The sequence below is a fragment of the Ectothiorhodospira mobilis genome (assembly GCF_900114895.1).
Taxonomy (GTDB): Bacteria; Pseudomonadota; Gammaproteobacteria; order Ectothiorhodospirales; family Ectothiorhodospiraceae; genus Ectothiorhodospira; species Ectothiorhodospira mobilis_A.
The window spans coordinates 131,389-151,975 of record NZ_FOUO01000005.1 but is presented as its reverse complement, the minus strand read 5'-3'; the positions used below and the strand labels follow the sequence as shown (position 1 = coordinate 151,975).

The window sequence follows — 20,587 nt, the reverse complement described above, 5'->3', positions numbered from 1 at the left end:
GTCCCCCGTTACCTCCTCCTATACTCGGAAGGACACGGCCCGTACCGGGGACCGTGCCATGCTTGCCGGCTATGCCCGGCGCGATCCATGTCGGAGGGTTGAGGGATGACTGACCGCGAAGCAATGATCCAGAAGATGAAGGCCCGGCTGGAGGAATGGCAGGCGGAGATCGACAAGCTCTCCGCCAAGGCCGAGCAGGCCGAGGCCAGCGCGAAGATGCGCTATCACGAACAGATCGAAACGCTCAAGCAGCATCAGGAGGAGGGACGCAAGAAGCTGCAGGAGATGCAGGAGTCCAGCGAACATGCGTGGCACGACATGCGTGAGCGCATGGAGGCGGCCTGGGATGACATCGCCCAGGGCTTCAGGGAGGCCATGAAGCATTTCCGCTAGGGCGGCAGACCCGTTGTTGCGCCGGGGCCGCCGGAGAGGCGGCCCCGGTTGGCATCAGGCCCAGCGGTGGCGCAGGTAGGCCATCAGGGCCAGAAAGATGAAGACGGGCACCCCCAGTTCCAGCACCTCCTCGAAGGCCCCGGCGTGCAGGGTGGCCTGTTCACTGAGGTCGATCCCCAGGGCATCCAGCTTGCGCGGCAGACCGTCCATGGACTTGGCCGCCACCAGTCCCGCGAAGGCCAGCAGCCCCCCCCAGGCCACCGCCGAACCCGTGCGCAGGCCCGAGAGGAAGGGGCGGGTGTAGCGCCGCAGGATCACCACGCCCGTGACCACCAGCCCCAGCAGCACCGCCCCGCCGGCCAGTTTCTCCACCAAGCCCGCCTCCGGGCTGATGTAGAAGCGGCTCTTGAAGATCCCCATGGTGGTGAACTGCTTGTCCAGGTCCATCTCCCGCAGCATGAAGAAGGTGATCATCACCGTGAAGGGCCACAGGATGAGGGCATGGCGGCGGAAGATCAGCAGCAGGATGCTGGCGGCATAGCCCAGGGCCGAGGCCATCTCCACGATGCCCCATTCCTTGAGCCACAGCTCGCGTGCATCGCCCGTCAGGGGCATGGTGGCGACAAACAGCACGGCCAGCAGCACCAGCACGATGCCATAGGCCATCCACGTGAGCCGGTTGGACATGGTTTCCTGACCCTCCTGGACGATTCGTGGGGTGAAGGGAAAACCAGCCACCATAGGCCTGTGACAGAAATATGACAAGGTCTGCGCCTGCATCCCCAGGCCCCCGCGCGGCGGGCATCCTCATGGCGCGGGCGAAACTGTTATCATGGGAGGATTCCTCATCAGTAGCACCGATACCTGCGTGTCCGAACGTCCCCTCACCAGCCCCTGTGCAGAATCCACCCAGCGGGTCTACGCCCGGGCCGAGCACGGCATCTCCCGTGCCAACATCAGCGAGAATGCCCTCAAGGTCCTCTACCGCCTCAAGGACGCGGGCTTTCGCGCCTGCCTGGTGGGCGGTGGCGTGCGCGACCTGCTCCTGGGCAGGGAGCCCAAGGACTTCGACGTGGCCACCGACGCCCACCCCGAGGATGTGCGCCGCATCTTCCGCAACTGCCGCCTCATCGGCCGGCGCTTCCGCCTCGCCCATGTCTACTTCGGCCGTGAGATCATCGAGGTGGCCACCTTCCGCGCCCCCCACGACGAGGGGGACGGCGAGGCCCAGGCGGAGGACGGGCGCATCATCCGGGACAACGTCTACGGCAACATCGAGCAGGATGCCTGGCGCCGGGACTTCAGCATCAACGCCCTGTACTACGATATCCGCGACTTCTCCGTGGTGGATTACACCGGGGGCATGGAGGACCTGCGCCAGGGGGTGCTGCGCCTGATCGGTGATCCCGAGGTGCGCTACCGGGAGGATCCGGTGCGCATGCTGCGGGCCGTGCGCTTCGCCGCCAAGCTGGGTTTCCGCGTGGATCCGGCGGCCGAGGAGGGTATGGTCCGCCTCGGTGGTCTGCTGGAGGACGTCTCCCCGGCGCGGCTCTTCGATGAGGTCATCAAGCTCTTCCACGGTGGTGCGGCCCTGCAGACCTTCGAGATGCTGCGCCATTACGATCTCTTCCGGCGCCTGTTCCCCCTCACCGAGCGCGCACTGGAGCGGGAGGAGCAGGGCTATCCCATCACCTTCGTCGCCAATGCCCTGCGCAACACCGACGACCGCATCCAGTCGGGGAAGGGGGTGCATCCCGCCTTCCTCTACGCCGTGCTCCTGTGGGAACCGGTGCGCCACGAGGCGGAGCGGCTCATGGCCGAGGGCGAGGGCCAGGTTCCGGCCCTGCAGCAGGCCGGAGCCCGCATCCTGGCGGAGCAGGCCCAGAGCATCCTCATCCCCAAGCGCTTCGCCTTGCCGGTGCGGGAGATCTGGGAACTCCAGCCCCGTTTCGAACAGCGCCAGGGGGCCCGCGCCCTGCGCCTGCTGGGGCATCCCCGTTTCCGTGCCGCCTACGACTTCTACTGCCTGCGCGGGCGCTCCGGCGAGGCCCTGGACGACGGCTGCCAGTGGTGGACCCGCCTGCAGGAGGTGGACGAGGCGGAGCAGCGGCGCATGGTGGAGGCCACGGGCCGCTCCGGTCGCAAGCGCCGCCGCCGGCGGCGCAAGCCGGCGCAATGACCCCGGAGACCGCCTTCATCGGCATCGGCGCCAACCTGGACGACCCCGCCTCCCAGGTGCGCCGGGGCCTGGAGGCGCTGCGCGGGCTCCCCCGCAGCCGCCTGATCCGGGCCTCCGCCCTGTATCGTAACCCCCCCATGGGCCCCCGGGATCAGCCCGACTACGTCAACGCCGTCTGTGCCCTGGAGACCCGGCTCCCCCCCGAGGACCTGCTGCAGGCCCTGCAGGCGGTGGAGGCCCGCCACGGGCGGCGGCGCGATGGGGAACGCTGGGGGCCGCGCACCCTGGACCTGGACCTCCTCCTCTTCGGCGACCGGGTCCTGCATACGCCCCATCTGACCGTGCCCCATCCGGGGATCGCGCAGCGGGCCTTTGTGCTCCACCCCCTGGCGGAGATCGCGCCGGGGTTGGAGATCCCCGGGCTCGGACCATTGGCCCCCTTGCTGCAGGCCTGTCCCGGTGACGGGCTGACGCCGCTGCCGTGACGCCCGGCGGGATTGCGCCCGGGCGGCGCCATGGCGAAAATCCGATGGATCGGCAACAATAACGGATCACAGGCTTGGGGGTGGCGCCATGAACCAGACCCGCCCGGCGGAGCCGGGATACATCGCCGTGGAGGGCCCCATCGGCGTGGGCAAGACCAGCCTCTGTGCCCGCCTGGCCCAGGCCCTGGGGGCCGAGCAGGTGCTGGAGACCCCCGAGGGCAACCCCTTCCTGGAGCGCTTCTACCAGGGGGAGGGGCAGGCCCTGGGCACACAGCTGTTCTTCCTCATGCAGCGCGTGGAGCAGCTCCGCACCCTGGCCCGGGAGGCGGAGGCGGACCCCGGCGGGGTGCGTATCACGGATTTTCTCATCGACAAGGACGAGCTGTTCGCCCAGGTGACCCTGAAGGAGGAGGAATACGCCCTTTACCGGCGTATCCGGGCCCACCTGCCCGCGGACCTGCCCCGACCTGACCTGGTGATCTACCTGCAGGCGCCGGTGGAGACCCTGCGCGAGCGCATCGCCCATCGCGGCCGCCCCATCGAACGGCGCATCGACGATGCCTATCTACAGCGCCTGAGTGAGACTTATGCCAGTTTCTTCTATCATTACGAGGATGCACCCCTGCTCATCGTCAACGCCGCCGAGATCGACTGGGTGAACCGCGACGAGGACTTCCGGCAACTGCTGGACTTCATGCGCACGGTGCATGCCGGCCGCCACTACTTCAATCCCCTGCCATCGGCCGTCTGAGGCCGGCGCGGCCCTCCACGATCCATCAACGAACACGGACCGAGCGTGAGCGTACAGACCCCGAAAAGAAGCCTGACCCTGCGCGATCTCCAGGAGATGCGCGGCCGCGATGAGCCCATCGCCGGCCTCACCGCCTATGACGCCACCCAGGCCCGGCTGGTGGACGAGTCCGGTGCGGACTTTGTGCTCGTGGGCGATTCCCTGGGCATGGTGGTGCTGGGCCACGACACCACCATCCCGGTGACCCTGGAGGACATGATCCACCACACCCGGGCGGTGTCCCGGGGGGTGGGGCACGCCCTGCTCATGGCGGACATGCCCTTCATGAGCTACACCGGCGTGGACCAGGCGGTGCATACCGCCGCCCGCCTCATGCAGGAGGGCGGGGCGCGCATGGTGAAGCTGGAGGGGGACGCGCAGCAGGTGGACGTGGTGCGGGCCCTGGCCGGCCACGGCATCCCCGTGTGCGCCCACCTGGGGCTGCGCCCCCAGTCGGTGCACAAGCTGGGGGGCTACCGCGTCCAGGGCCGTGGCGAGGCCGCCGCCGAACGCATGCTCAGCGACGCCCTGGCCCTGCAGGGGGCCGGCGCGGACCTGCTGCTGCTGGAATGCGTGCCCGCCCCCCTGGCGGGACGCATCCGCGCCCAGTCGGACATCCCCGTCATCGGTATCGGCGCCGGATCGGACTGCGACGGACAGGTCCTGGTCTACCACGACATCCTGGGTATCAGCCCCCATTCCCCGCGTTTCTCGCGCAACTTCCTGGCCGGGGCCGGCAGCATCCAGGCGGCCCTCGCCGCCTATGTGGCCGCGGTGAAGGGGCGCCAATTCCCCGCCGCCGAGCACGCCTTCAGCGCCTAGTCCCGACGCCATGCAGATCCTTCACGACGTCCCCCAGCTGCGCCGAGCCCGCGCCGCATGGCGCCAGGACCACGCCCGTGTGGCCCTGGTGCCCACCATGGGCAACCTGCACGACGGGCACCTGGCCCTGGTGCGCCAGGCCCGGGGCCTGGCCGACCGCCTGGTGGTGAGCATCTTCGTCAACCCCCTGCAGTTCGACCGCCCCGAGGACCTGGCCGCCTACCCGCGCACCCTGGAGGAAGACTGCCGCCGCCTGGAAGCGGAGGGGGTGGATGCGGTGTTCGCCCCGGCCGACGCCCAGGTCTACCCCCGTGGCCGGGAGAACATCACCCGGGTGGAGGTGCCGGTGATCTCCGAGCTGCTGGAGGGGGCGCACCGGTCGGGGCATTTCACCGGCGTCGCCACGGTGGTGTGCAAGCTGTTCCACCTGGTGGAGCCGGACGTGGCCGTGTTCGGGGAGAAGGACTTCCAGCAACTGCTGCTGATCCGGCGCATGGTGGCGGATCTGGACCTGCCGGTGCGCGTGGAGGCCGGGGCCACGGTGCGCGAGGCCGACGGCCTGGCCTTGAGTTCACGCAACGCCTATCTCACCCCCGAGGAGCGGGCGCGGGCGCCGGCCCTGTACCGGGTGTTGCGGGAACTGGCCGGGCGCCTGCGGGCCGCCCCAGGGCCGGATCCTGCCGCCCTGGAGCAGGAGGGCATGAAGGCGCTTGAAATCTCCGGCCTGCGGCCCGATTATGTTGCAGTGCGAAGGCGGGAGGACCTGTTGCCCCCCCAGGAAGGGGACCGGCATCTGGTGCTGCTGGGCGCCGCCTGGTTGGGGCGGGCGCGGCTCATCGACAACCTCTCCGTGGATCTCCCTGCATAGGGGTGAGACCCCGGGGATGGCCCCCGTCCCGCCGATCCAGACCCCGGAAAGGCACCGGCCGGGTCCCGGACCCGTGGCCGGGACGCGCCGTGTTCGGCGCTTTTCCAAAATAAGCATATGCGCCCCCGGCGGCGGGGGCCTTGTACCGGAGGACGTGTTTCACCATGTTTCTGACCCTGCTCAAGTGCAAGCTCCACCGGGCGGCCGTGACCCATGCCGAACTGGACTACGAGGGTTCCTGCGCCATCGACGCCGATCTGCTGGAACGCTCCGGCATCCGCCCCTACGAGCAGATCCAGATCTACAACGTCACCAACGGCGAGCGCTTCACCACCTACGCCATCCGCGCGGAGGCGGGCAGCCGCATCATCTCCGTCAACGGCGCCGCCGCCCACAAGGCCCGTCCGGGGGACCGGGTGATCATCTGCGCCTATGCCCAGATGCAGGCCCAGGAGGCGGAGCGGTTCAAGCCCACCCTGGTGTATCTGGATGAGCACAACCATGTCACCGGTACCGGTGACACCATCGCCACCCAGGCGGCCTGATCCCCCGCCCGAAGGCCCCCGCCTCAATGCCGCCGCGAATGCCGGCGGCAGTCCTCGTGCCAGTGGCAGTCCAGTTGCCGGCAGACCCCGGCCGGGGCCTGGCCGAAGCAGGGCTGGTAGCCCTCGGCGATCTGGATGGCCTGGATCAGTTCCCGCTTGCACCGCCGCTCCGGTGCCACGCCCTTGCTCCGGGCGATGTGACGCACGCTGGCCAGATTCATGGCCGTGACCTCCCTCCGGGGAAGAGATGGGCCGCCACCGGTGCCCCGGGGCGGGGCCGGGGAATCCCGCCACGCTCGCCGCGGGCATCCCCCATGGGATGAGTATGGCCGCCGGGGGGGACCGGCGCAGACCGGGGCGTGACCTTTGGGCGGGGCGATGGTACCGCCGGTCAGCCGGTGTTGCGCTGGCCAGCGGCGATGGCGTTGATGGAGCGCAGCAGGGGGGAGAGCCAGGGGTCGTCCTCCTCCGGCATCTGCCCGCCGCGGCGCCGTTTGAGCAGGGTGATCTGGATGTGGTTCAGCGGGTCCAAGTAGGGATCCCGCCGCATCAGGGACAGGGCCAGGGTGGGGTTCTCCTCCAGCAGGGAGCCGGTACGGGCCACCGCCAGCACCTCCGCCACGGTCCGTTCGTATTCCTCGCGGATGGTGCGGTAGATGGCCCCGGCCTGCTCTGCATCGCTGCATAGCTGGGCATACTCCCCGGCGATGCCCATGTCCGCCTTGGACAGGGACATCTGGCAGTTGGACAGCAGGGAGTGGAAGAAGGGCCATTCCCGGTACATGGCCTGCAGCCGTTCCAGGCGCTGGGGGTCGTCCCCCCGCCAGCGGCGCAGGGCCGTGCCGATGCCGTACCAGGCGGGCAGGGTGTGGCGGGACTGGGCCCAGCCAAAGACCCAGGGGATGGCGCGGATGGAGGCCTTGGCGCGGTCGCCCATGCGCCGGTGGGAGGGGCGCGAGCCGATGTTGAGCTGGCCGATCTCCTGCACCGGCGTGGCCTCGTAGAAGTAGTCCAGCAGGCCCGGGGTGTGGTCGGTGAGGGCGCGGTAGGCGCCCTCGCCGGCCTCGGCCAGTTCCGCCATGATGCGGGTGTGTTCCGGGTGGTCCTGGGTGTGCAGGCCGATGAGCCCGCGGCTGGCCTTGATCAGCCCCGTGGCCCCCATGCTCAGCTCGTACACCGCCGTCTCGATGTTGCTGTACTTGTAGGACAGCACCTCCCCCTGTTCCGTGAACTTGATCTGTCCCTGCACCGTCCCCGGGGGCTGTGCCAGGATGGATTCGTGGGTGGGGCCGCCGCCACGGCCGATGGTGCCGCCGCGGCCGTGGAACAGGCGGCACTGCACCCCGCGGGCGGCGGCGATGGCGATGATCTTCTTCTGGGCGTCGTAGAGGTTCCAGGCCGAGGCCAGGATGCCCCCGTCCTTGCAGGAGTCCGAGTAGCCCAGCATCACCTCCTGGCGGTTGCCGGAGGCCCGCAGCAGACGGGCGTAGACGGGGCTGTCCAGCAGGCGGGTGAGCACCCCCTCCACGTGGTGCAGGTCCTCGATGGTCTCGAACAGGGGGGACACGCGTACATGGCAGTGATCCCCCGCCGCATCCGCCCCCAGCCCCGCCAGGTCCGCCAGGCGGGCCAGCAGCAGCACCTCCATGACATGGGAGGCGGCATGGGTCATGGAGATGACGTAGGTGCCGATGCCCTCGCCCCCGGTCTCCCCGCGCATGCGCGCCATCACCTGGAATACCCGCAGGGTCTGGCGGGTGGTCTCCGTCAGGTCCTGTGGCAGCGGCGGCGCCTCGTCCTGCAGGGCCGCCTCCAGCAGGGCCATGCGCGCGTCCTCGTCCAGAGCGGTGTAGTCCGGGCAGCGCCCGGTGGCGGCCAGGATCTCCGCCACCGCTTCGGTGTGCACGGTGGATTCCTGGCGCACATCCAGGTGATGCAGGTGGAAGCCGAAGGTCTCCACCAGGCGGATCAGGTCGGTGAGTTCGCCGCCGGCGATGTTGCCGTCGCCATGGCTCACCAGGGACTCCCGTATCAGGTACAGATCCTCCAGCAACTGGTGGTGATCCCGGTAGGCGGACTTGGTGGGTAGCACGGCCTGCTCGCCGTTGAGCCGGCGGCGCACGGTGTTCAGGGTCTCGTTGAGCCGGTGGCGGATGAAATAGAGCTTGCGCCGGTAGGGTTCGGTGCGCATGCGCTCGGTGCTCCCGCCGAACACGGCCGGGGCGATCTGCTCGTCCCGGGCCAGGCTGTCCAGGAAGGCCTGGGTGGGTTGGCACATGAGGGAGGAATGGGTGAGCACAAAGCGCAGGTCGTGGACACGGCGCACGTATTCCGTGAGCACCTGTTCCATGGCCAGGCGGCAGGCCATCTCCGTGACCTCGGGGGTGACGTTGGGGTTGCCGTCCCGGTCGCCGCCGATCCAGGAGCCAAAGCGCAGCAGGCTGGGGATGCGCACCCGGGGGTTGCCCTGGGCGTCGCTGCCGTAGCTGCGGCGGATGGCCTTCTCCAGCAGCCGGTAGGTGAGGGGGACGGCGGTGAACAGGCTCTCCACGTAATAGAACAGGCCGTACTTGATCTCGTCGATCACCTGGGGCTTGCGTTCCCGCACCTCGTTGGTGCGCCACAGCACCTGGATCTGGGTCTCCAGGTTGCGGATCACCTCGGCCCGTTCCTCGCGCCCCAGGCGGGGCCGGTTCAGGGGGTCGGCCGCCAGGAAGATGCGCCGCTGCGCCTCCATCACCGTGCGCCGCCGGGCCTCGGTGGGGTGGGCGGTGAACACGGGCATGTACATCACCTGCTGCAGCAGTTCCTGCAGCTGCTCCGGGGGGATGTCCATGGCCTTGAACTGGCGCACGGTGTGGTCGAAGGAGCCGAGCCACAGGGGGCCGCCCTCGCTCACCTGGCGGCGGCGTTCGCGGTAGAGGAAGTCCTCCTCGGCGATGTTGGCCAGGGAGAAGTAGATGCTGAAGGCGCGGATCACCGTCTCCAGGCGCTCGGGGGGCATCTCGTCGATGAGGCGCATGAGCCGGGCGCGGCGGTTCGGGTCCTCCCGCCGCCGCAGGCTGACAAAGCCCCGGCGCAGTTCCTCCACGGCGGCATAGACCTCCTGGCCCTCCAGGCGGCGGATGATATTCCCCAGCAGCTTGCCCAGGAGCTTGACCCGGGCGCGCAGGTGTTTGTCCCGGGGGGTGCGTTCCCCGGCCTTGGCGGAGTGGCTGCTCATCGACTGATCAATTCCCGATAGAGGTCCTGATAGGCCCGGGCACTGCGCTCCCAGCTGAAGTCCATGGCCATGCCCCGGCGCATGAGGCCGCGCCAGGTCTCCGGTTCCGCGTGCAGGGCAAGGCCGCGGGCGATGGCCTCCCCCAGGGCCTCGGCGGTGGGGGCGTCGAACACCAGGCCGGTGGCGGTGCCCTCGGCCAGGTGCAGTGCGTCGGCGTCCACCACGGTGTCCGCCAAGCCGCCGGTGCGGCGCACCACGGGGATGGTGCCGTAGCGCAGGCTGTAGATCTGGTTCAGGCCGCAGGGCTCGAAGCGGGAGGGCATGAGGAACAGGTCGGCCCCGGCCTCGATGCGGTGGGCCAGGGCCTCGTCGTAGCCGATGCGCAGCCCCATGCGTCCGGCATGGCGGGCCGCCAGGCCCTGGGCACGGGCCTCCAGGCCGCGGTCGCCGCTGCCCAGGATGGCCAGTTGCACCTGTCCGGAGGTGAGCAGGGGTTCGCAGGCCTCCAGGATCAGGTCCATCCCCTTTTGCGGCACCATGCGCCCCACGTGACCCAGCAGGGGGATGGCGGGGTCGGGTTCCAGCCCCAGGGCCTCCTGCAGGGCCTGCTTGCAGGCGGCCTTGCCCTCCAGGTGGTCGGCGTCGTAGCGGGCCGGGATGAGCTTGTCCCGGGCCGGGTCCCAGTGGCGGTAGTCGGCGCCGTTGAGGATGCCCTGAAGGTCTCGGGCGCGGGCGTTGAGCAGGCCGTCCAGGCCCTGGCCGAACTGGGCCGTCTGGATCTCCCGGGCATAGGTGGGGCTGACCGTGGTGAGCCGGTCGGCGAACACCAGGCCCCCCTTGATGAAGGAGAGCTGACCGTGGAATTCCAGTCCGTGCAAGTTCCAGAATTCCGGCGGCAGGATCAGGTCTTCCAGGACATGGGCGGGGAAGAGGCCCTGGTAGGAAAGATTGTGGATGGTGAAGACCGTGGCGGGGCGTTCGGGGTACTGGCTGAGCAGGGCCGGGGCGAGGCCGGTCTGCCAGTCGTTGCAGTGCAGGATCTGGGGTTTCCAGTCCAGCCCCGCCTGGTCCAGGGCCAGCTTGACGATGGCCCGGGCGAACAGGCCAAAGCGCAGGGGGTTGTCCTGCCAGTCGCGGCCGTCCGAGGCCTTGTAGGGGTCGCCGGCACGGTCGAAGTGCAGGGGGGAGTCCACCAGGTAGAGCGTGACGCGGGTCTTGGGCAACAGTCCTTCCAGGATGCGCACCGGGGCATCCCAGCCGGGCAGGTGGATCTCGGCCACGGGGGTGGTCTTGCCCGCCGCGGCCCGGGCCGCGGGGTAGGCGGGCAGGATCAGGCGCACGTCGTGGCGCAGGCGCTTGAGGGCGGGCGGCAGGCTGCCGCACACGTCCGCCAGGCCGCCGGTCTTGATCAGCGGGTGGGCCTCGCTGGAGGCGAAGAGGATTCTCATGATCGTGTCGTGCCCCATCCCTTGTTACGACGCCGGGAAGCGGGCGGGCGCTCCCTGTGGTGGTTTCGTGCGGTTCATGATACGCATGCGGCCTTCTGGTGTTAATCGAGTTCTGCGGGAAGGTGCCCGTGGGCCGGGGGTGCCCTCCCTCCGGGGGACGCCGTAAATCCATCCCTGGAGGCTTGCGCGCCGCTTCCCTGCGGCGCACACCCCCTGCGGGAGGGCACCCCCGGCCCACGGGCTATTCTCCCGATCCATAGGGACGCTGTGGATCCATCCCTGGAGGCTTGTGCACCGCTTCCCTGCGGCGCACACCCCCTGCGGGAGGGCACCCCCGGCCCACGGGCGACTCTCCGGATCCATAGGGACGCTGTGGATCCATCCCTGGAGGCTTGCGCGCCGCCTCCCCGCGGCGCACACCCCCTGCGGGAGGGCACCCCCGGCCCACGGGCGACTCTCCCGATCCACGGGGGCGTGGTGGATCCGTCCCTGGAGACCGGCTCGCCGCTTCCGTTATCTTCTGCCTTTTCCGATTCCGTTCATCCGAGGAGCCCCCATGTCCGTGACCTCCCACTCGCCCGACAAGACCCGGGCCTGGTCCGCCCTGGAAGATCACTTCGCGGCCCTGCGCGATGTGCACATGCGTGATCTCTTTGCGCGTGACCCCGGGCGGTTTCCGCGCTACACCGTGGAATGCGGCGATCTCCTGCTGGACTACTCCAAGAACCGCGTCACCGACGAGACCCTGGGCCTGCTCATGGACCTGGCCCGGGAGATGCACCTGCCCCAGTGGCGCGAGGCCCTGTTCTCTGGCGAGCGCATCAACTGCACCGAGGACCGGGCGGTATTGCACACGGCCCTGCGGGGGGATGCGCCGGTGCTGCTGGATGGGGAGGACGTCATGCCGGCGGTGCGCGCGGTGCTGGAGCGTATGCGGGGATTCACGGAGCAGGTGCGTTCGGGGCGCTGGACCGGTTACACCGGCAAGCCCATCCGCCATGTGGTGAACATCGGCATCGGCGGTTCGGACCTGGGTCCGCTCATGGTCTGCGAGGCCCTGCGGCCCTACGGCCACCCGGGGCTTTCCATGCATTTTGTCTCCAACGTGGACGGCACCCACCTGGCGGAGACCCTCAAGGCGGTGGACCCGGAGACCACCCTGTTCATCATCGCCTCCAAGACCTTCACCACCCAGGAGACCCTCACCAACGCCCACAGTGCCCGAGAGTGGTTCCTGGCCTCGGGGGCGGGGGAGGGGGACATCCGGCGCCATTTCGTCGCCGTGTCCACCCACACCGAGAAGGTGAAGGCCTTCGGCATCGACCCGGAGAACATGTTCGTCTTCTGGGACTGGGTGGGCGGCCGCTACTCCCTCTGGTCCGCCATCGGCCTGCCCATCGCCCTGTACCTGGGCATGGACCGTTTCGAGGAACTGCTGGCCGGCGGGCGGGACATGGACCGCCACTTCCGGGAGGCCCCCCTGGAGCGGAACATGCCGGTGATCATGGCCCTGCTGGGGGTCTGGTACGTGAACTTCTTCGGCGCCCACACCCACGCCATCCTGCCCTATGACCAATACCTGCACCGCTTCCCCGCCTACCTGCAACAGGCGGACATGGAGAGCAACGGCAAGAGCGTGGACCGCCAGGGCCAGCGCGTGGGCTGGCACACCGGGCCGGTGATCTGGGGCGAGCCCGGCACCAACGGCCAGCACGCCTTCTACCAGCTCATCCACCAGGGCACCCGGCTGGTGCCCTGCGACTTCCTCGCCCCCTGCAACAGCCAGAACCCCATGGGGGACCACCACGACATCCTCATGTCCAACGTCTTCGCCCAGACCCAGGCCCTGATGCAGGGCCGCACCCTGGAGACGGTGCAGGCCCAGATGCGCGCCGAGGGGCTGGACGAGGACACGGTGGCCCGCCTGGCCCCGCACCGGGTCTTCGAGGGCAACCGCCCCAGCAACACCCTCCTCTTCGACCGCCTCACCCCCCGCACCCTGGGCCGCCTCATCGCCCTGTACGAGCACCGCATCTTCGTCCAGGGGGTGATCTGGAACGTCAACTCCTACGACCAATGGGGCGTGGAACTGGGCAAGCAACTGGCCCGCTCCGTCCTCGACGACCTGCGCGCCGACACCCCGGCCACCGGCCATGACGCCTCCACCAACGGGCTGATCCACTGGTACAGGGGGCGGCGGGGCAATGGATGATCCCCGAGGTGTGACCCCAACCTTCCCCCCGGCGCCGTTTCGGGCCCACCGCATCTGGATCCCGTCCTGGCCACGCGAGGACGACGAACGGCCCAGGGCTGAGGTCCCGGCCCTGGAAGGGTAAGCTGAGGGGATCATCCAACAGGGAGCGCTGCCGATATGCCACAACTCAGCGTCGACACCTGGCCCAGAGTCGGCAAAGGCTGCGATTTCTAATGTTACAAATCAATGGTTTAAGCGCGCACGAATCAAACGGTTGGATTGCGGCATCGGCAGGTAAAGGAAACCATGTGTGTTGTTTATTGTCGGTAGTTATTGATATCTGCCGACGTTTAGCAACACCATGACGACATGGACAGTTCGCACGAGAGCATTCTGGAACTTGCCGCCCAGCGCGGCCTTATTCGCCCACGCGATCTCAATGAGCGTGGGCTGCCCACGGTCGCCCTCACGCGGCTGGTGCGGCAAGGGCTGCTCCAGCGCGTGGGACGGGGCCTGTACGCGATTCCGGACCGGGCCGTCTCGGAACACGGCGTACTGTCCGAGGTGGCACGCAAGCACCCGCAAGCCATCGTCTGCCTGCTGTCGGCACTGCGCCTGCATGAACTCACTACACAGTCGCCGTTTGAGGTCTGGGTGGCAATCCCCAACAAGGCACGCGCGCCAAAGATGGACTATCCCCCGCTGCGCATCGTGCGCTTCTCAGGCGCTGCGTTGACGGAGGGGGTCGAGGAGCACCTCATCGATGGTGTGCCGGTGCGTGTGACCAACGTCGCCCGGACCGTGGCTGACTGCTTCAAGTTCCGCAACAAGATCGGCCTCGATGTTGCGCTGGAGGCGCTACAGGAGTCCTGGCGTGCCAAGCGCGTCAGCATGGATGAACTTTGGCGTTTTGCTGCGCTGTGCCGTGTGGCCAATGTGATGCGTCCCTACATGGAAACCCTGTCATGATAAAACGGCACGACAGCCGTTGTGCACGTCCGCTGGACGCCCGTCAGGATGGTGCACAGGGATGCGGGCCATGAATCAGCGCAACATGGCCGCCTCGGTGCGCGCCCGCCTGCTCAAACGCGCCCGCGAGACCCAACACCTAGGCATAGCCGAGATCCCGCATGTCGAGGCGGCGTTCCGGGACATCTGCGCGGTGGAACTGGACGACGGCATACGCTTCCAGCCTGACTCGGTATACGCGGAGGAGATCCGCAAGGAGGCCAACTACTCCGGCGTCCGGGTCACGTTGATCGGAATCTTGGACGGCGCCCGTTGTCCGATGCAGGTCGATGTGGGTTTCGGCGACGCCGTGACGCCCGGCCCCGAGGCCGTGGACTACCCGGTGCTGCTTCCGGACATGCCAGCCCCCAGGCTGCGAGCCTACCCCCGCTACACGGTCATCGCCGAAAAGCTGGAGGCGCTGGTGTCGCTCGGCATCGCCAACAGCCGCATGAAGGATTACTTCGATCTCTGGATCTTGTCGCGCTGGACTGACTTCGATGGCGAGCTTCTTTGCAGGGCGATCCATGCCACCTTCGAACGCCGCAGGACGCCGCTGCCGGATGGCGTCCCTTTCGGATTGAGCGACGAATTCGCGCAGGATCGGCAGAAGCAGACCCAGTGGCAAGCATTCTTGAGGAAGAATGCCTTGGACGAGCTTCTGCTTTCCGAGGTCGTTGCCGTTCTGCGTGTATTCCTGTCGCCCCCGCTGGACGCGCTCCGGCAAGCTGCCGCTTTTACGCAAACATGGCATGCCAGAAATGGGTGGACGTCGAGTAGCGAGGAATCGGGCCGATGACCTGGAATCCCGATCTGCTCTTGGAGGATTTTTTTCTATGCCGGTGATGGGTCCCCCTCCTGCGCCAAAAACCCCTCCAGGTCCTCCATCATGTCCGGCGAGCCCACGTAGAAGGGGACGCGCTGGTGCAGGCTTTCGGGGGGGATGTCCAGGATGCGGCGGTGGCCGTCGCTGGCGCGGCCGCCGGCTTGTTCTGCGATGAAGGCCACGGGGTTGCATTCGTAGAGCAGGCGCAGTTTGCCGCCGGGGGCCTTCTGGGTGGGGGGGTACATGAAGATGCCCCCCTTGAGCAGGTTGCGGTGGAAGTCCGAGACCAGGGAGCCGATGTAGCGGGAGCTGTAGGGGCGGCGAGTGTCCGGGTCCACCACCTGGCAATGCTTCATGTATTGCTTCACGCCGGCGGGGAAGTGGGCGTAGTTGCCTTCGTTGATGGAGTAGATGCGGCCCTGGCGGGGGGTGCGGATGTCCCGGTGGGAGAGGCAGAATTCGCCGATGCTGGGGTCCAGGGTGAAGCCGTTGACGCCCTTGCCGGTGGTGTATACCAGCATGGTGGAGGAGCCGTAGATGATGTAGCCCGCCGCCACCTGGTGGGTGCCCGGTTGCAGGAAGTCGCTCAGGTCCGCCGGGCTGCCGCGTTCGCTGATGCGCCGGTAGATGGAGAAGATGGTGCCTACGGAGACGTTGACGTCGATGTTGGAGGAGCCGTCCAGGGGGTCCATGCAGAAGACGTATTTGGCGTCCCGGGAGAGGCCGTCGTCGAAGAGGGTGATCTCCTGGTCCTCCTCGGAGGCGATGGCGCAGCATTCCGAGGTGGCGCGCAGGGCGGCGATGAAGTGGTGGTTGGCGAACAGGTCCAGTTTCTGCACGTCCTCGCCCTGGACGTTCACGTCCCCGGCGGCGCCCAGGATGTCCACCAGGCCGGCCTTGTTGATCTTCTCGTTCACCACCTTGGCGGCCACGCCCACGTGATGCAGCAGGCGGGAGAGTTCGCCCTTGGCGTAGGGGAAGTCGCCCTGGCGCTGGATGATGAATTCGTTGAGGGTGACGAGGGGGTAGGTGCCGGTTGCCGTGGTCATGAAGGGGTCCGTGGACTGCCTGTAGTTGTGTGGTGATGCCGGGCCGGGGGCCGGCGCGGGATGGGGCGGGCCGCCATGGGGGTCAGGATATACCCTCGGGCGCGATGGGGGGACCCTTGCGGCCGGGGACGATGATGCACGGCACCATCGCCGGTAGAATGGCGCCGCCATCCTCCAGCGAAGGGAACATCCCCCATGCCTGCATCCCCTGATTCCAACGCACCGGCCCGCTCCGGCCTGTGGCGGCCGCGCCTGGGCCTGGTGGCGGGTCCGCTGGTGTTCGTCCTCATGCTGCTGCTGGGGCCGCCGGGGGACATGGCCCAGGCCACCTGGTCGGTGGCGGCCCTGACGGTGCTCATGGCCCTGTGGTGGGTCACCGAGGCCATCCCCATCCCGGCCACGGCCCTGCTGCCGGTGGCCCTGCTGCCGCCCCTGGGGGTGGGGGATATCGGCGCGGCGGCGGCGCCGTATGCCAATCCGCTGATCTTCCTCTTCCTGGGCGGTTTCATGATCGCCCTGGCCATCCAGCGCTGGAATCTGCACCGGCGCATCGCCCTGTGGATCCTGGCCCTGGCGGGGCGGCGCCTGGATCACCTGGTGGGGGGGTTCATCGCCGCCACGGCGGGGCTGAGCATGTGGGTGAGCAACACCGCCACGGCGGCCCTGATGCTGCCCATCGGGGTGTCGGTGCTCACCCTGCTGGAGGATCGGGGCCTGGCGCCGGGGCAGGTGCGCAACGTGGGTCTGGCCCTGCTGCTGGGCATCGCCTTCGGCGCCAACATCGGCGGCATGGCCACCCTCATCGGCACGCCGCCCAACGCCCTGCTGGCGGCCTTCCTTGCGGATCACTACGACCTGGAGATCGGCTTCGTCAACTGGATGATGGTGGGGCTGCCCCTGGCGGCGGTGCTGCTGCTGGCCGCCTGGTGGGTGCTGTGCCGCTGGGTCTTCCCCGTGTCCCGGGAGCCCTTCGCCGATATCGATGCCCTGCTGGCCGGCCAGCGGGCGCAGCTGGGGGCCATGAGCCGGCCGGAGCGGAGGGTGGCCCTGGTGTTCCTGGCGGTGGCCCTGGCCTGGATCCTGCGGCCCCTGCTGGAGTCCCTGCTGCCGTGGCTGTCCCTCAGCGATGCGGGCATCGCCGTGCTGGGGGCCATGGCCCTGTTCCTCATCCCTGCCGACCTGCGCCAGCACCGCTTCCTGCTGGACTGGGAGGCCACGCGCCAGCTGCCCTGGGGGGTGCTGGTGCTGGTGGGGGGCGGTCTGAGCCTGGGCACGGCCATCGGCGACAGCGGGTTGTCGGCCCTGGTGGCCCAGGGGCTGGGGCAGTTGGCCCACTGGCCCGACTGGGTGCTGGTGGCGGCGGTGGCCCTGGGGGCCATGGCCCTGAGCCATGTCACCAGCAACACCGCCACGGCGGCCACGGTCCTGCCCCTGGCCACGGCCCTGGCGGTGAACCTGGGGCAGCATCCGCTGCTGTTGGCGGTACCGGTGGCCCTGGCCGCCTCCTGTGCCTTCATGCTGCCGGTGGCCACGCCGCCCAATGCCATCGTGTTCAGTTCCGAGCGGGTGACGGTGCCGGACATGGTGCGGGCGGGATGGCGCCTGAGCCTCATCGCCCTGGTGGCGGTGACCGGGGCGGTCTTCCTCCTGGCCATGCCCCTGCTGGCGGGCTGAGGCGCCTCAGCCGGCGCCGTGGCGCCAGAGGGCCCAGTGCACGTGTTCCCGCACCAGGGGGGAGGGGTGATGGCGCCGTGCTTCCAGGGCCCGGATCACCTCCGGGCCCGTGGGGGCGTTGCCCAGGGCCACCGCCAGGTTGCGCAACCAGCGCTCGTGGCCCAGGCGGCGGATCACCGTGCCCGCCGTGCGCTCCAGGAAGGTGGCCTCGTCCCAGGCGAACAGGGCGATGGCCTCCGGGTCGTCCAGGCCGTGGCGCACGCAGAAGTCGCGCTCCCGGGTGTGGGCGGCCCGCCGGTTCCAGGGGCAGACCAGCTGGCAGTCGTCGCAGCCGTAGATACGGTTGCCCATCAGCGGGCGCAGATCCTCCGGGATGGGGCCGGGGTGTTCGATGGTGAGATAGGAGATGCAGCGCCGGGCGTCCAGCTCCCAGGGGGCGACGATGGCCCCGGTGGGGCAGGCGTCCAGGCAGGCCCGGCAGCTGCCGCAATGGGCCGAACCCGGCGGGTCCACCGGCAGGGGCAGGTCGGTGTAGAGCTCCCCCAGGAAGTACCAGGAGCCCCAGCGCCGGCTCAGCAGGTTGGTGTGCTTGCCGATCCAGCCCAGGCCGGCCTTCTGCGCCAGGGCCTTCTCCAGCACCGGGGCGCTGTCCACGAAGGCGCGGTAACCGAAGGGGCCGATGGCGGCCTCCATGCGCGTGGCCAGGGTCTGCAGCCGCTTGCGCAGCACCTTGTGGTAGTCCCGCCCCAGGGCATAGCGGGAGAGGAAGGCGGCCCCGGGGTCGTGCATCACCGCCCGGGCGTCCCGGGCCCGGGGGGGCAGGTACTGCATACGCACGGAGATGATGCGCCGGGTGCCCGGCACCAGTTCCCCGGGACGGGAGCGCTTGCTGCCGTGGCGGGCCATGTAGTCCATGTCCCCGTGGCGGCCGGCCTGGAGCCAGCGCAGCAGATGGGCCTCGTCCTCGGCCAGGTCGGTGTCGGTGATGCCCACCTGGTCAAAGCCCAGTTCCGCGCCCCAGGCCTTGATGTCATGGGCCAGTTGCTGCAATGCGGGGTCGGGGGTGTCCATGGTCTTGTCCGGGGCAGTCTTGTATCTTCTGGGATTCTCCCACCGATGCGCGAACCGCGGCCAGCATGGCACCCGAGTCTTCGATGACCCTCCCAGAAGCCCTCTACACCGCCGACCAGGTGCGCGAGCTGGACCGCCGCGCCATCCAGGGGCACGGCATCCCGGGCTACACCCTCATGCAGCGGGCCGGGGCCGCCGCCCTGGAGGTGCTGGACCGAATGTGGCCCCGGGGCCGGGTCCTGGCGGTGGTCTGCGGGCCGGGCAATAACGGCGGGGATGGCTACGTCCTGGCGCGTCTGGCCCGGGCGGCGGGCTGGGAGGTGCGCCTGGCGGCGGTCACCGATCCCGGGGCTCTGCAGGGGGATGCGGCCCGGGCCTGGGGGGACTGGCGCGCCGCAGGGGGCGGGGTGGTGTCCCTGGATGCGGCCCTGGAGGGCTGTGATGTGATCGTGGATGCCCTGTTGGGCACGGGGCTCGGGCGCCCCGTGGAGGGGGCCATGGCGGAGGCCATCCTGCGCATCAATGCCGCAGGGGTGCCGGTGCTGAGCCTGGACATCCCCTCGGGGCTTGGGGCGGACACCGGCGCCGTGCTGGGACGGGCGGTGCGGGCCCGGGCCACGGTGACCTTCATCGGCCTCAAGCTGGGGCTGTTCACCGGCGAGGGCCGGGAGCATGGCGGCGAGGTGCATTTCGATGCGCTCGCGGTCCCGGCGGCGGTGTATGCGGGGATGATCCCGTCGGCGACCCGAGCCGATGCCGCGGTGCTGGGGCGCCTGCCCCGGCGCCGGCGCAGCGCCCATAAGGGGGATTTCGGCCATGTCCTGGTGGTGGGCGGCGCGCCGGGGATGCCCGGGGCGGTGCGCATGGCCGCCGAGGCGGCGGCCCGGGTGGGGGCCGGCCTGGTGAGCGTGGCCACCCATGCCGGACATGCCGCCCTCATTCCCCTGGCCCGGCCGGAGGTCATGGCCCACGGCGTGACGGCCCCCGACGATCTGGATCCCCTCCTGGAGCGGGCCACCGTGGTGGCGGTGGGCCCGGGACTGGGTCAGGGGGACTGGGGCCGGGCCCTGCTGCAGCGGGTGCTGGCCTGGGAAGGGCCCCGGGTCCTGGACGCGGATGCCCTGAACCTGCTGGCGGGGGCGCCGCAGCGCCGGGGAGACTGGGTGCTGACGCCCCATCCCGGGGAGGCGGCGCGGCTGCTGGGTTGCACCACGGCCCGGGTGCAGGCGGACCGGCCCGCGGCGGCCGCCGCCCTGCAGGCCCGCTATGGCGGGGTCTGCGTACTCAAGGGCTCCGGCACCCTGGTGCACGATGGCCGCGGCCTGACGGTCTGCACCGGCGGCAACCCGGGCATGGCCAGCGGCGGCATGGGGGACGTGCTCACCGGGATCCTGGCGGGGGGCATGGCCCAGGGCCTGGCGGCCACCCCCGGGGAGACGGCCGTCCTGGGGGTGTGCGCCCACGCCCGGGCGGCGGACATGGCCGCCGGGGAGGGGGAGCGGGGGCTTCTGGCCTCGGACCTGCTCAACCACCTGCGGGGGGCGGTCAACCCATGAAACGGATCGATCTTGCGGACGAGGCCGCCACCCGGGCCCTGGGGGAACGGCTGGCCCGCACCTGCCCGGTGCGGGGGCTGGTGTTCCTGGACGGGGACCTGGGGGCCGGCAAGACCACCCTGGTGCGGGCCTTCCTGCGGGCCCTGGGGTGTACCGGTGCGGTGAAAAGCCCCACATACACCCTGGTGGAACCCTATGACCTGGCGGGACATCGGGTGCTGCACTTCGATCTGTACCGCCTGGCGGACCCGGAGGAACTGGAGTTTCTGGGGGTGCGCGAGGAGATAGACGGGGACGCCTTGGTGCTGGTGGAATGGCCGGCCCGGGGCCAGGGCTGGCTGCCGCCGGAGGACCTGCGCATCACCCTGGACCCCCTGGGGGCGGGGCGCCGGGCCACCCTGGAGGCCCCGACCCCGGAGGGGCGGGACTGGCTGCGGCGCCTGACCGAGAATTGAC

The 20,587-nt window shown here is 69.4% G+C and carries 19 protein-coding genes; 13 read left to right on the top strand and 6 right to left on the bottom strand.

The window, feature by feature from the left end; genetic code table 11:
* Nucleotides 1-105: 105 nt before the first annotated feature.
* The gene (locus BM214_RS05640; RefSeq protein ID WP_143096360.1) at nucleotides 106-393 is read left to right on the top strand and encodes a sll1863 family stress response protein; all 288 of its coding nucleotides are present in this window, start codon (nucleotides 106-108) and stop codon (nucleotides 391-393) included.
* 54 nt (nucleotides 394-447) lie between these two features.
* Here BM214_RS05640 and BM214_RS05635 read toward each other — a convergent pair whose 3' ends face one another.
* On the bottom strand, nucleotides 448-1,080 hold the full coding sequence (locus BM214_RS05635; RefSeq protein ID WP_143096359.1) for a hypothetical protein: 633 nt from the start codon (nucleotides 1,078-1,080) through the stop codon (nucleotides 448-450).
* Between the two features lie 181 nt (nucleotides 1,081-1,261).
* On the opposite strand from BM214_RS05635, the gene pcnB reads away from it, so the two are divergent.
* The 6 genes from pcnB (at nucleotide 1,262) to panD (ending at nucleotide 6,082) form a co-directional block, all read left to right on the top strand.
* Nucleotides 1,262-2,572 carry a polynucleotide adenylyltransferase PcnB gene (gene pcnB / locus BM214_RS05630; protein ID WP_244887859.1) on the top strand — a complete coding sequence of 437 codons (1,311 nt, stop codon included), beginning with the start codon at nucleotides 1,262-1,264 and terminating at the stop codon, nucleotides 2,570-2,572.
* Entirely contained in the window at nucleotides 2,569-3,057 is a 489-nt protein-coding gene (folK, locus tag BM214_RS05625; RefSeq protein ID WP_090484362.1) for a 2-amino-4-hydroxy-6-hydroxymethyldihydropteridine diphosphokinase, read from the top strand. Before pcnB ends, folK begins: the two co-directional genes overlap by 4 nt.
* An 88-nt stretch (nucleotides 3,058-3,145) precedes the next feature.
* Complete coding sequence (locus BM214_RS05620; RefSeq protein ID WP_090484360.1) at nucleotides 3,146-3,808, top strand: deoxynucleoside kinase; 663 nt, start codon at nucleotides 3,146-3,148, stop codon at nucleotides 3,806-3,808.
* Nucleotides 3,809-3,853: 45 nt separating this feature from the next.
* A complete protein-coding gene (gene panB, locus BM214_RS05615) occupies nucleotides 3,854-4,669 on the top strand; it encodes a 3-methyl-2-oxobutanoate hydroxymethyltransferase (RefSeq protein WP_090484358.1) in 816 nt (271 codons plus the stop codon).
* A gap of 10 nt (nucleotides 4,670-4,679) precedes the next feature.
* Nucleotides 4,680-5,537 carry a pantoate--beta-alanine ligase gene (gene panC, locus BM214_RS05610; RefSeq protein WP_090484356.1) on the top strand — a complete coding sequence of 286 codons (858 nt, stop codon included), beginning with the start codon at nucleotides 4,680-4,682 and terminating at the stop codon, nucleotides 5,535-5,537.
* Between the two features lie 164 nt (nucleotides 5,538-5,701).
* Nucleotides 5,702-6,082 carry an aspartate 1-decarboxylase gene (gene panD, locus BM214_RS05605; protein ID WP_090484354.1) on the top strand — a complete coding sequence of 127 codons (381 nt, stop codon included), beginning with the start codon at nucleotides 5,702-5,704 and terminating at the stop codon, nucleotides 6,080-6,082.
* A gap of 23 nt (nucleotides 6,083-6,105) precedes the next feature.
* Here panD and BM214_RS05600 read toward each other — a convergent pair whose 3' ends face one another.
* The 3 genes from BM214_RS05600 to glgA form a co-directional block, all read right to left on the bottom strand.
* A complete protein-coding gene (locus BM214_RS05600) occupies nucleotides 6,106-6,303 on the bottom strand; it encodes a hypothetical protein (RefSeq protein WP_090484351.1) in 198 nt (65 codons plus the stop codon).
* A gap of 170 nt (nucleotides 6,304-6,473) precedes the next feature.
* Nucleotides 6,474-9,305: a phosphoenolpyruvate carboxylase gene (gene ppc, locus BM214_RS05595; protein WP_090484349.1), complete on the bottom strand. Its 2,832-nt coding sequence runs from the start codon at nucleotides 9,303-9,305 to the stop codon at nucleotides 6,474-6,476.
* On the bottom strand, nucleotides 9,302-10,753 hold the full coding sequence (glgA, locus tag BM214_RS05590; protein ID WP_090484485.1) for a glycogen synthase GlgA: 1,452 nt from the start codon (nucleotides 10,751-10,753) through the stop codon (nucleotides 9,302-9,304). The genes ppc and glgA overlap by 4 nt, the downstream gene beginning before the upstream one ends.
* A 556-nt stretch (nucleotides 10,754-11,309) precedes the next feature.
* Between glgA and pgi the strand changes: the two genes are divergently transcribed.
* The 3 genes from pgi to BM214_RS05575 all read left to right on the top strand — a co-directional run bounded on the left by pgi (nucleotide 11,310) and on the right by BM214_RS05575 (nucleotide 14,754).
* Nucleotides 11,310-12,965 carry a glucose-6-phosphate isomerase gene (gene pgi, locus BM214_RS05585; protein WP_090484347.1) on the top strand — a complete coding sequence of 552 codons (1,656 nt, stop codon included), beginning with the start codon at nucleotides 11,310-11,312 and terminating at the stop codon, nucleotides 12,963-12,965.
* Nucleotides 12,966-13,316: 351 nt separating this feature from the next.
* Entirely contained in the window at nucleotides 13,317-13,916 is a 600-nt protein-coding gene (locus BM214_RS05580; RefSeq protein WP_090484345.1) for a type IV toxin-antitoxin system AbiEi family antitoxin domain-containing protein, read from the top strand.
* A gap of 70 nt (nucleotides 13,917-13,986) precedes the next feature.
* Nucleotides 13,987-14,754 (top strand): nucleotidyl transferase AbiEii/AbiGii toxin family protein, encoded by a 768-nt coding sequence (locus tag BM214_RS05575; RefSeq protein WP_090484483.1) that lies wholly within the window; start codon nucleotides 13,987-13,989, stop codon nucleotides 14,752-14,754.
* Nucleotides 14,755-14,789: 35 nt separating this feature from the next.
* Here BM214_RS05575 and fbp read toward each other — a convergent pair whose 3' ends face one another.
* The gene (gene fbp / locus BM214_RS05570) at nucleotides 14,790-15,830 is read right to left on the bottom strand and encodes a class 1 fructose-bisphosphatase (RefSeq protein WP_090484343.1); all 1,041 of its coding nucleotides are present in this window, start codon (nucleotides 15,828-15,830) and stop codon (nucleotides 14,790-14,792) included.
* Between the two features lie 195 nt (nucleotides 15,831-16,025).
* Here fbp and BM214_RS05565 point away from each other — a divergent pair, with 195 nt between their 5' ends.
* On the top strand, nucleotides 16,026-17,504 hold the full coding sequence (locus BM214_RS05565; protein WP_090484342.1) for an SLC13 family permease: 1,479 nt from the start codon (nucleotides 16,026-16,028) through the stop codon (nucleotides 17,502-17,504).
* 6 nt (nucleotides 17,505-17,510) lie between these two features.
* On the opposite strand, the gene queG is transcribed toward BM214_RS05565, so the two are convergent.
* Nucleotides 17,511-18,575 carry a tRNA epoxyqueuosine(34) reductase QueG gene (queG, locus tag BM214_RS05560; protein ID WP_090484339.1) on the bottom strand — a complete coding sequence of 355 codons (1,065 nt, stop codon included), beginning with the start codon at nucleotides 18,573-18,575 and terminating at the stop codon, nucleotides 17,511-17,513.
* Nucleotides 18,576-18,658: 83 nt separating this feature from the next.
* On the opposite strand from queG, the gene BM214_RS05555 reads away from it, so the two are divergent.
* The gene (locus BM214_RS05555) at nucleotides 18,659-20,131 is read left to right on the top strand and encodes an NAD(P)H-hydrate dehydratase (RefSeq protein ID WP_244887858.1); all 1,473 of its coding nucleotides are present in this window, start codon (nucleotides 18,659-18,661) and stop codon (nucleotides 20,129-20,131) included.
* Nucleotides 20,128-20,586: a tRNA (adenosine(37)-N6)-threonylcarbamoyltransferase complex ATPase subunit type 1 TsaE gene (gene tsaE, locus BM214_RS05550; RefSeq protein ID WP_090484335.1), complete on the top strand. Its 459-nt coding sequence runs from the start codon at nucleotides 20,128-20,130 to the stop codon at nucleotides 20,584-20,586. The genes BM214_RS05555 and tsaE overlap by 4 nt, the downstream gene beginning before the upstream one ends.
* Nucleotide 20,587: the final 1 nt, after the last annotated feature.

Coding starts and splice junctions, on each gene's coding strand:
- BM214_RS05640 (WP_143096360.1), top strand. CDS start 106: ATGACTGACCGCGAAGCAATGATCCAGAAGATGAAGGCCCGGCTGGAG.
- BM214_RS05565 (WP_090484342.1), top strand. CDS start 16,026: ATGCCTGCATCCCCTGATTCCAACGCACCGGCCCGCTCCGGCCTGTGG.
- BM214_RS05555 (WP_244887858.1), top strand. CDS start 18,659: ATGACCCTCCCAGAAGCCCTCTACACCGCCGACCAGGTGCGCGAGCTG.
- BM214_RS05575 (WP_090484483.1), top strand. CDS start 13,987: ATGAATCAGCGCAACATGGCCGCCTCGGTGCGCGCCCGCCTGCTCAAA.
- folK (WP_090484362.1), top strand. CDS start 2,569: ATGACCCCGGAGACCGCCTTCATCGGCATCGGCGCCAACCTGGACGAC.
- tsaE (WP_090484335.1), top strand. CDS start 20,128: ATGAAACGGATCGATCTTGCGGACGAGGCCGCCACCCGGGCCCTGGGG.
- queG (WP_090484339.1), bottom strand. CDS start 18,575: ATGGACACCCCCGACCCCGCATTGCAGCAACTGGCCCATGACATCAAG.
- fbp (WP_090484343.1), bottom strand. CDS start 15,830: ATGACCACGGCAACCGGCACCTACCCCCTCGTCACCCTCAACGAATTC.
- glgA (WP_090484485.1), bottom strand. CDS start 10,753: ATGAGAATCCTCTTCGCCTCCAGCGAGGCCCACCCGCTGATCAAGACC.
- BM214_RS05600 (WP_090484351.1), bottom strand. CDS start 6,303: ATGAATCTGGCCAGCGTGCGTCACATCGCCCGGAGCAAGGGCGTGGCA.
- BM214_RS05580 (WP_090484345.1), top strand. CDS start 13,317: ATGGACAGTTCGCACGAGAGCATTCTGGAACTTGCCGCCCAGCGCGGC.
- BM214_RS05635 (WP_143096359.1), bottom strand. CDS start 1,080: ATGTCCAACCGGCTCACGTGGATGGCCTATGGCATCGTGCTGGTGCTG.
- pgi (WP_090484347.1), top strand. CDS start 11,310: ATGTCCGTGACCTCCCACTCGCCCGACAAGACCCGGGCCTGGTCCGCC.
- panD (WP_090484354.1), top strand. CDS start 5,702: ATGTTTCTGACCCTGCTCAAGTGCAAGCTCCACCGGGCGGCCGTGACC.
- ppc (WP_090484349.1), bottom strand. CDS start 9,305: ATGAGCAGCCACTCCGCCAAGGCCGGGGAACGCACCCCCCGGGACAAA.
- BM214_RS05620 (WP_090484360.1), top strand. CDS start 3,146: ATGAACCAGACCCGCCCGGCGGAGCCGGGATACATCGCCGTGGAGGGC.
- panC (WP_090484356.1), top strand. CDS start 4,680: ATGCAGATCCTTCACGACGTCCCCCAGCTGCGCCGAGCCCGCGCCGCA.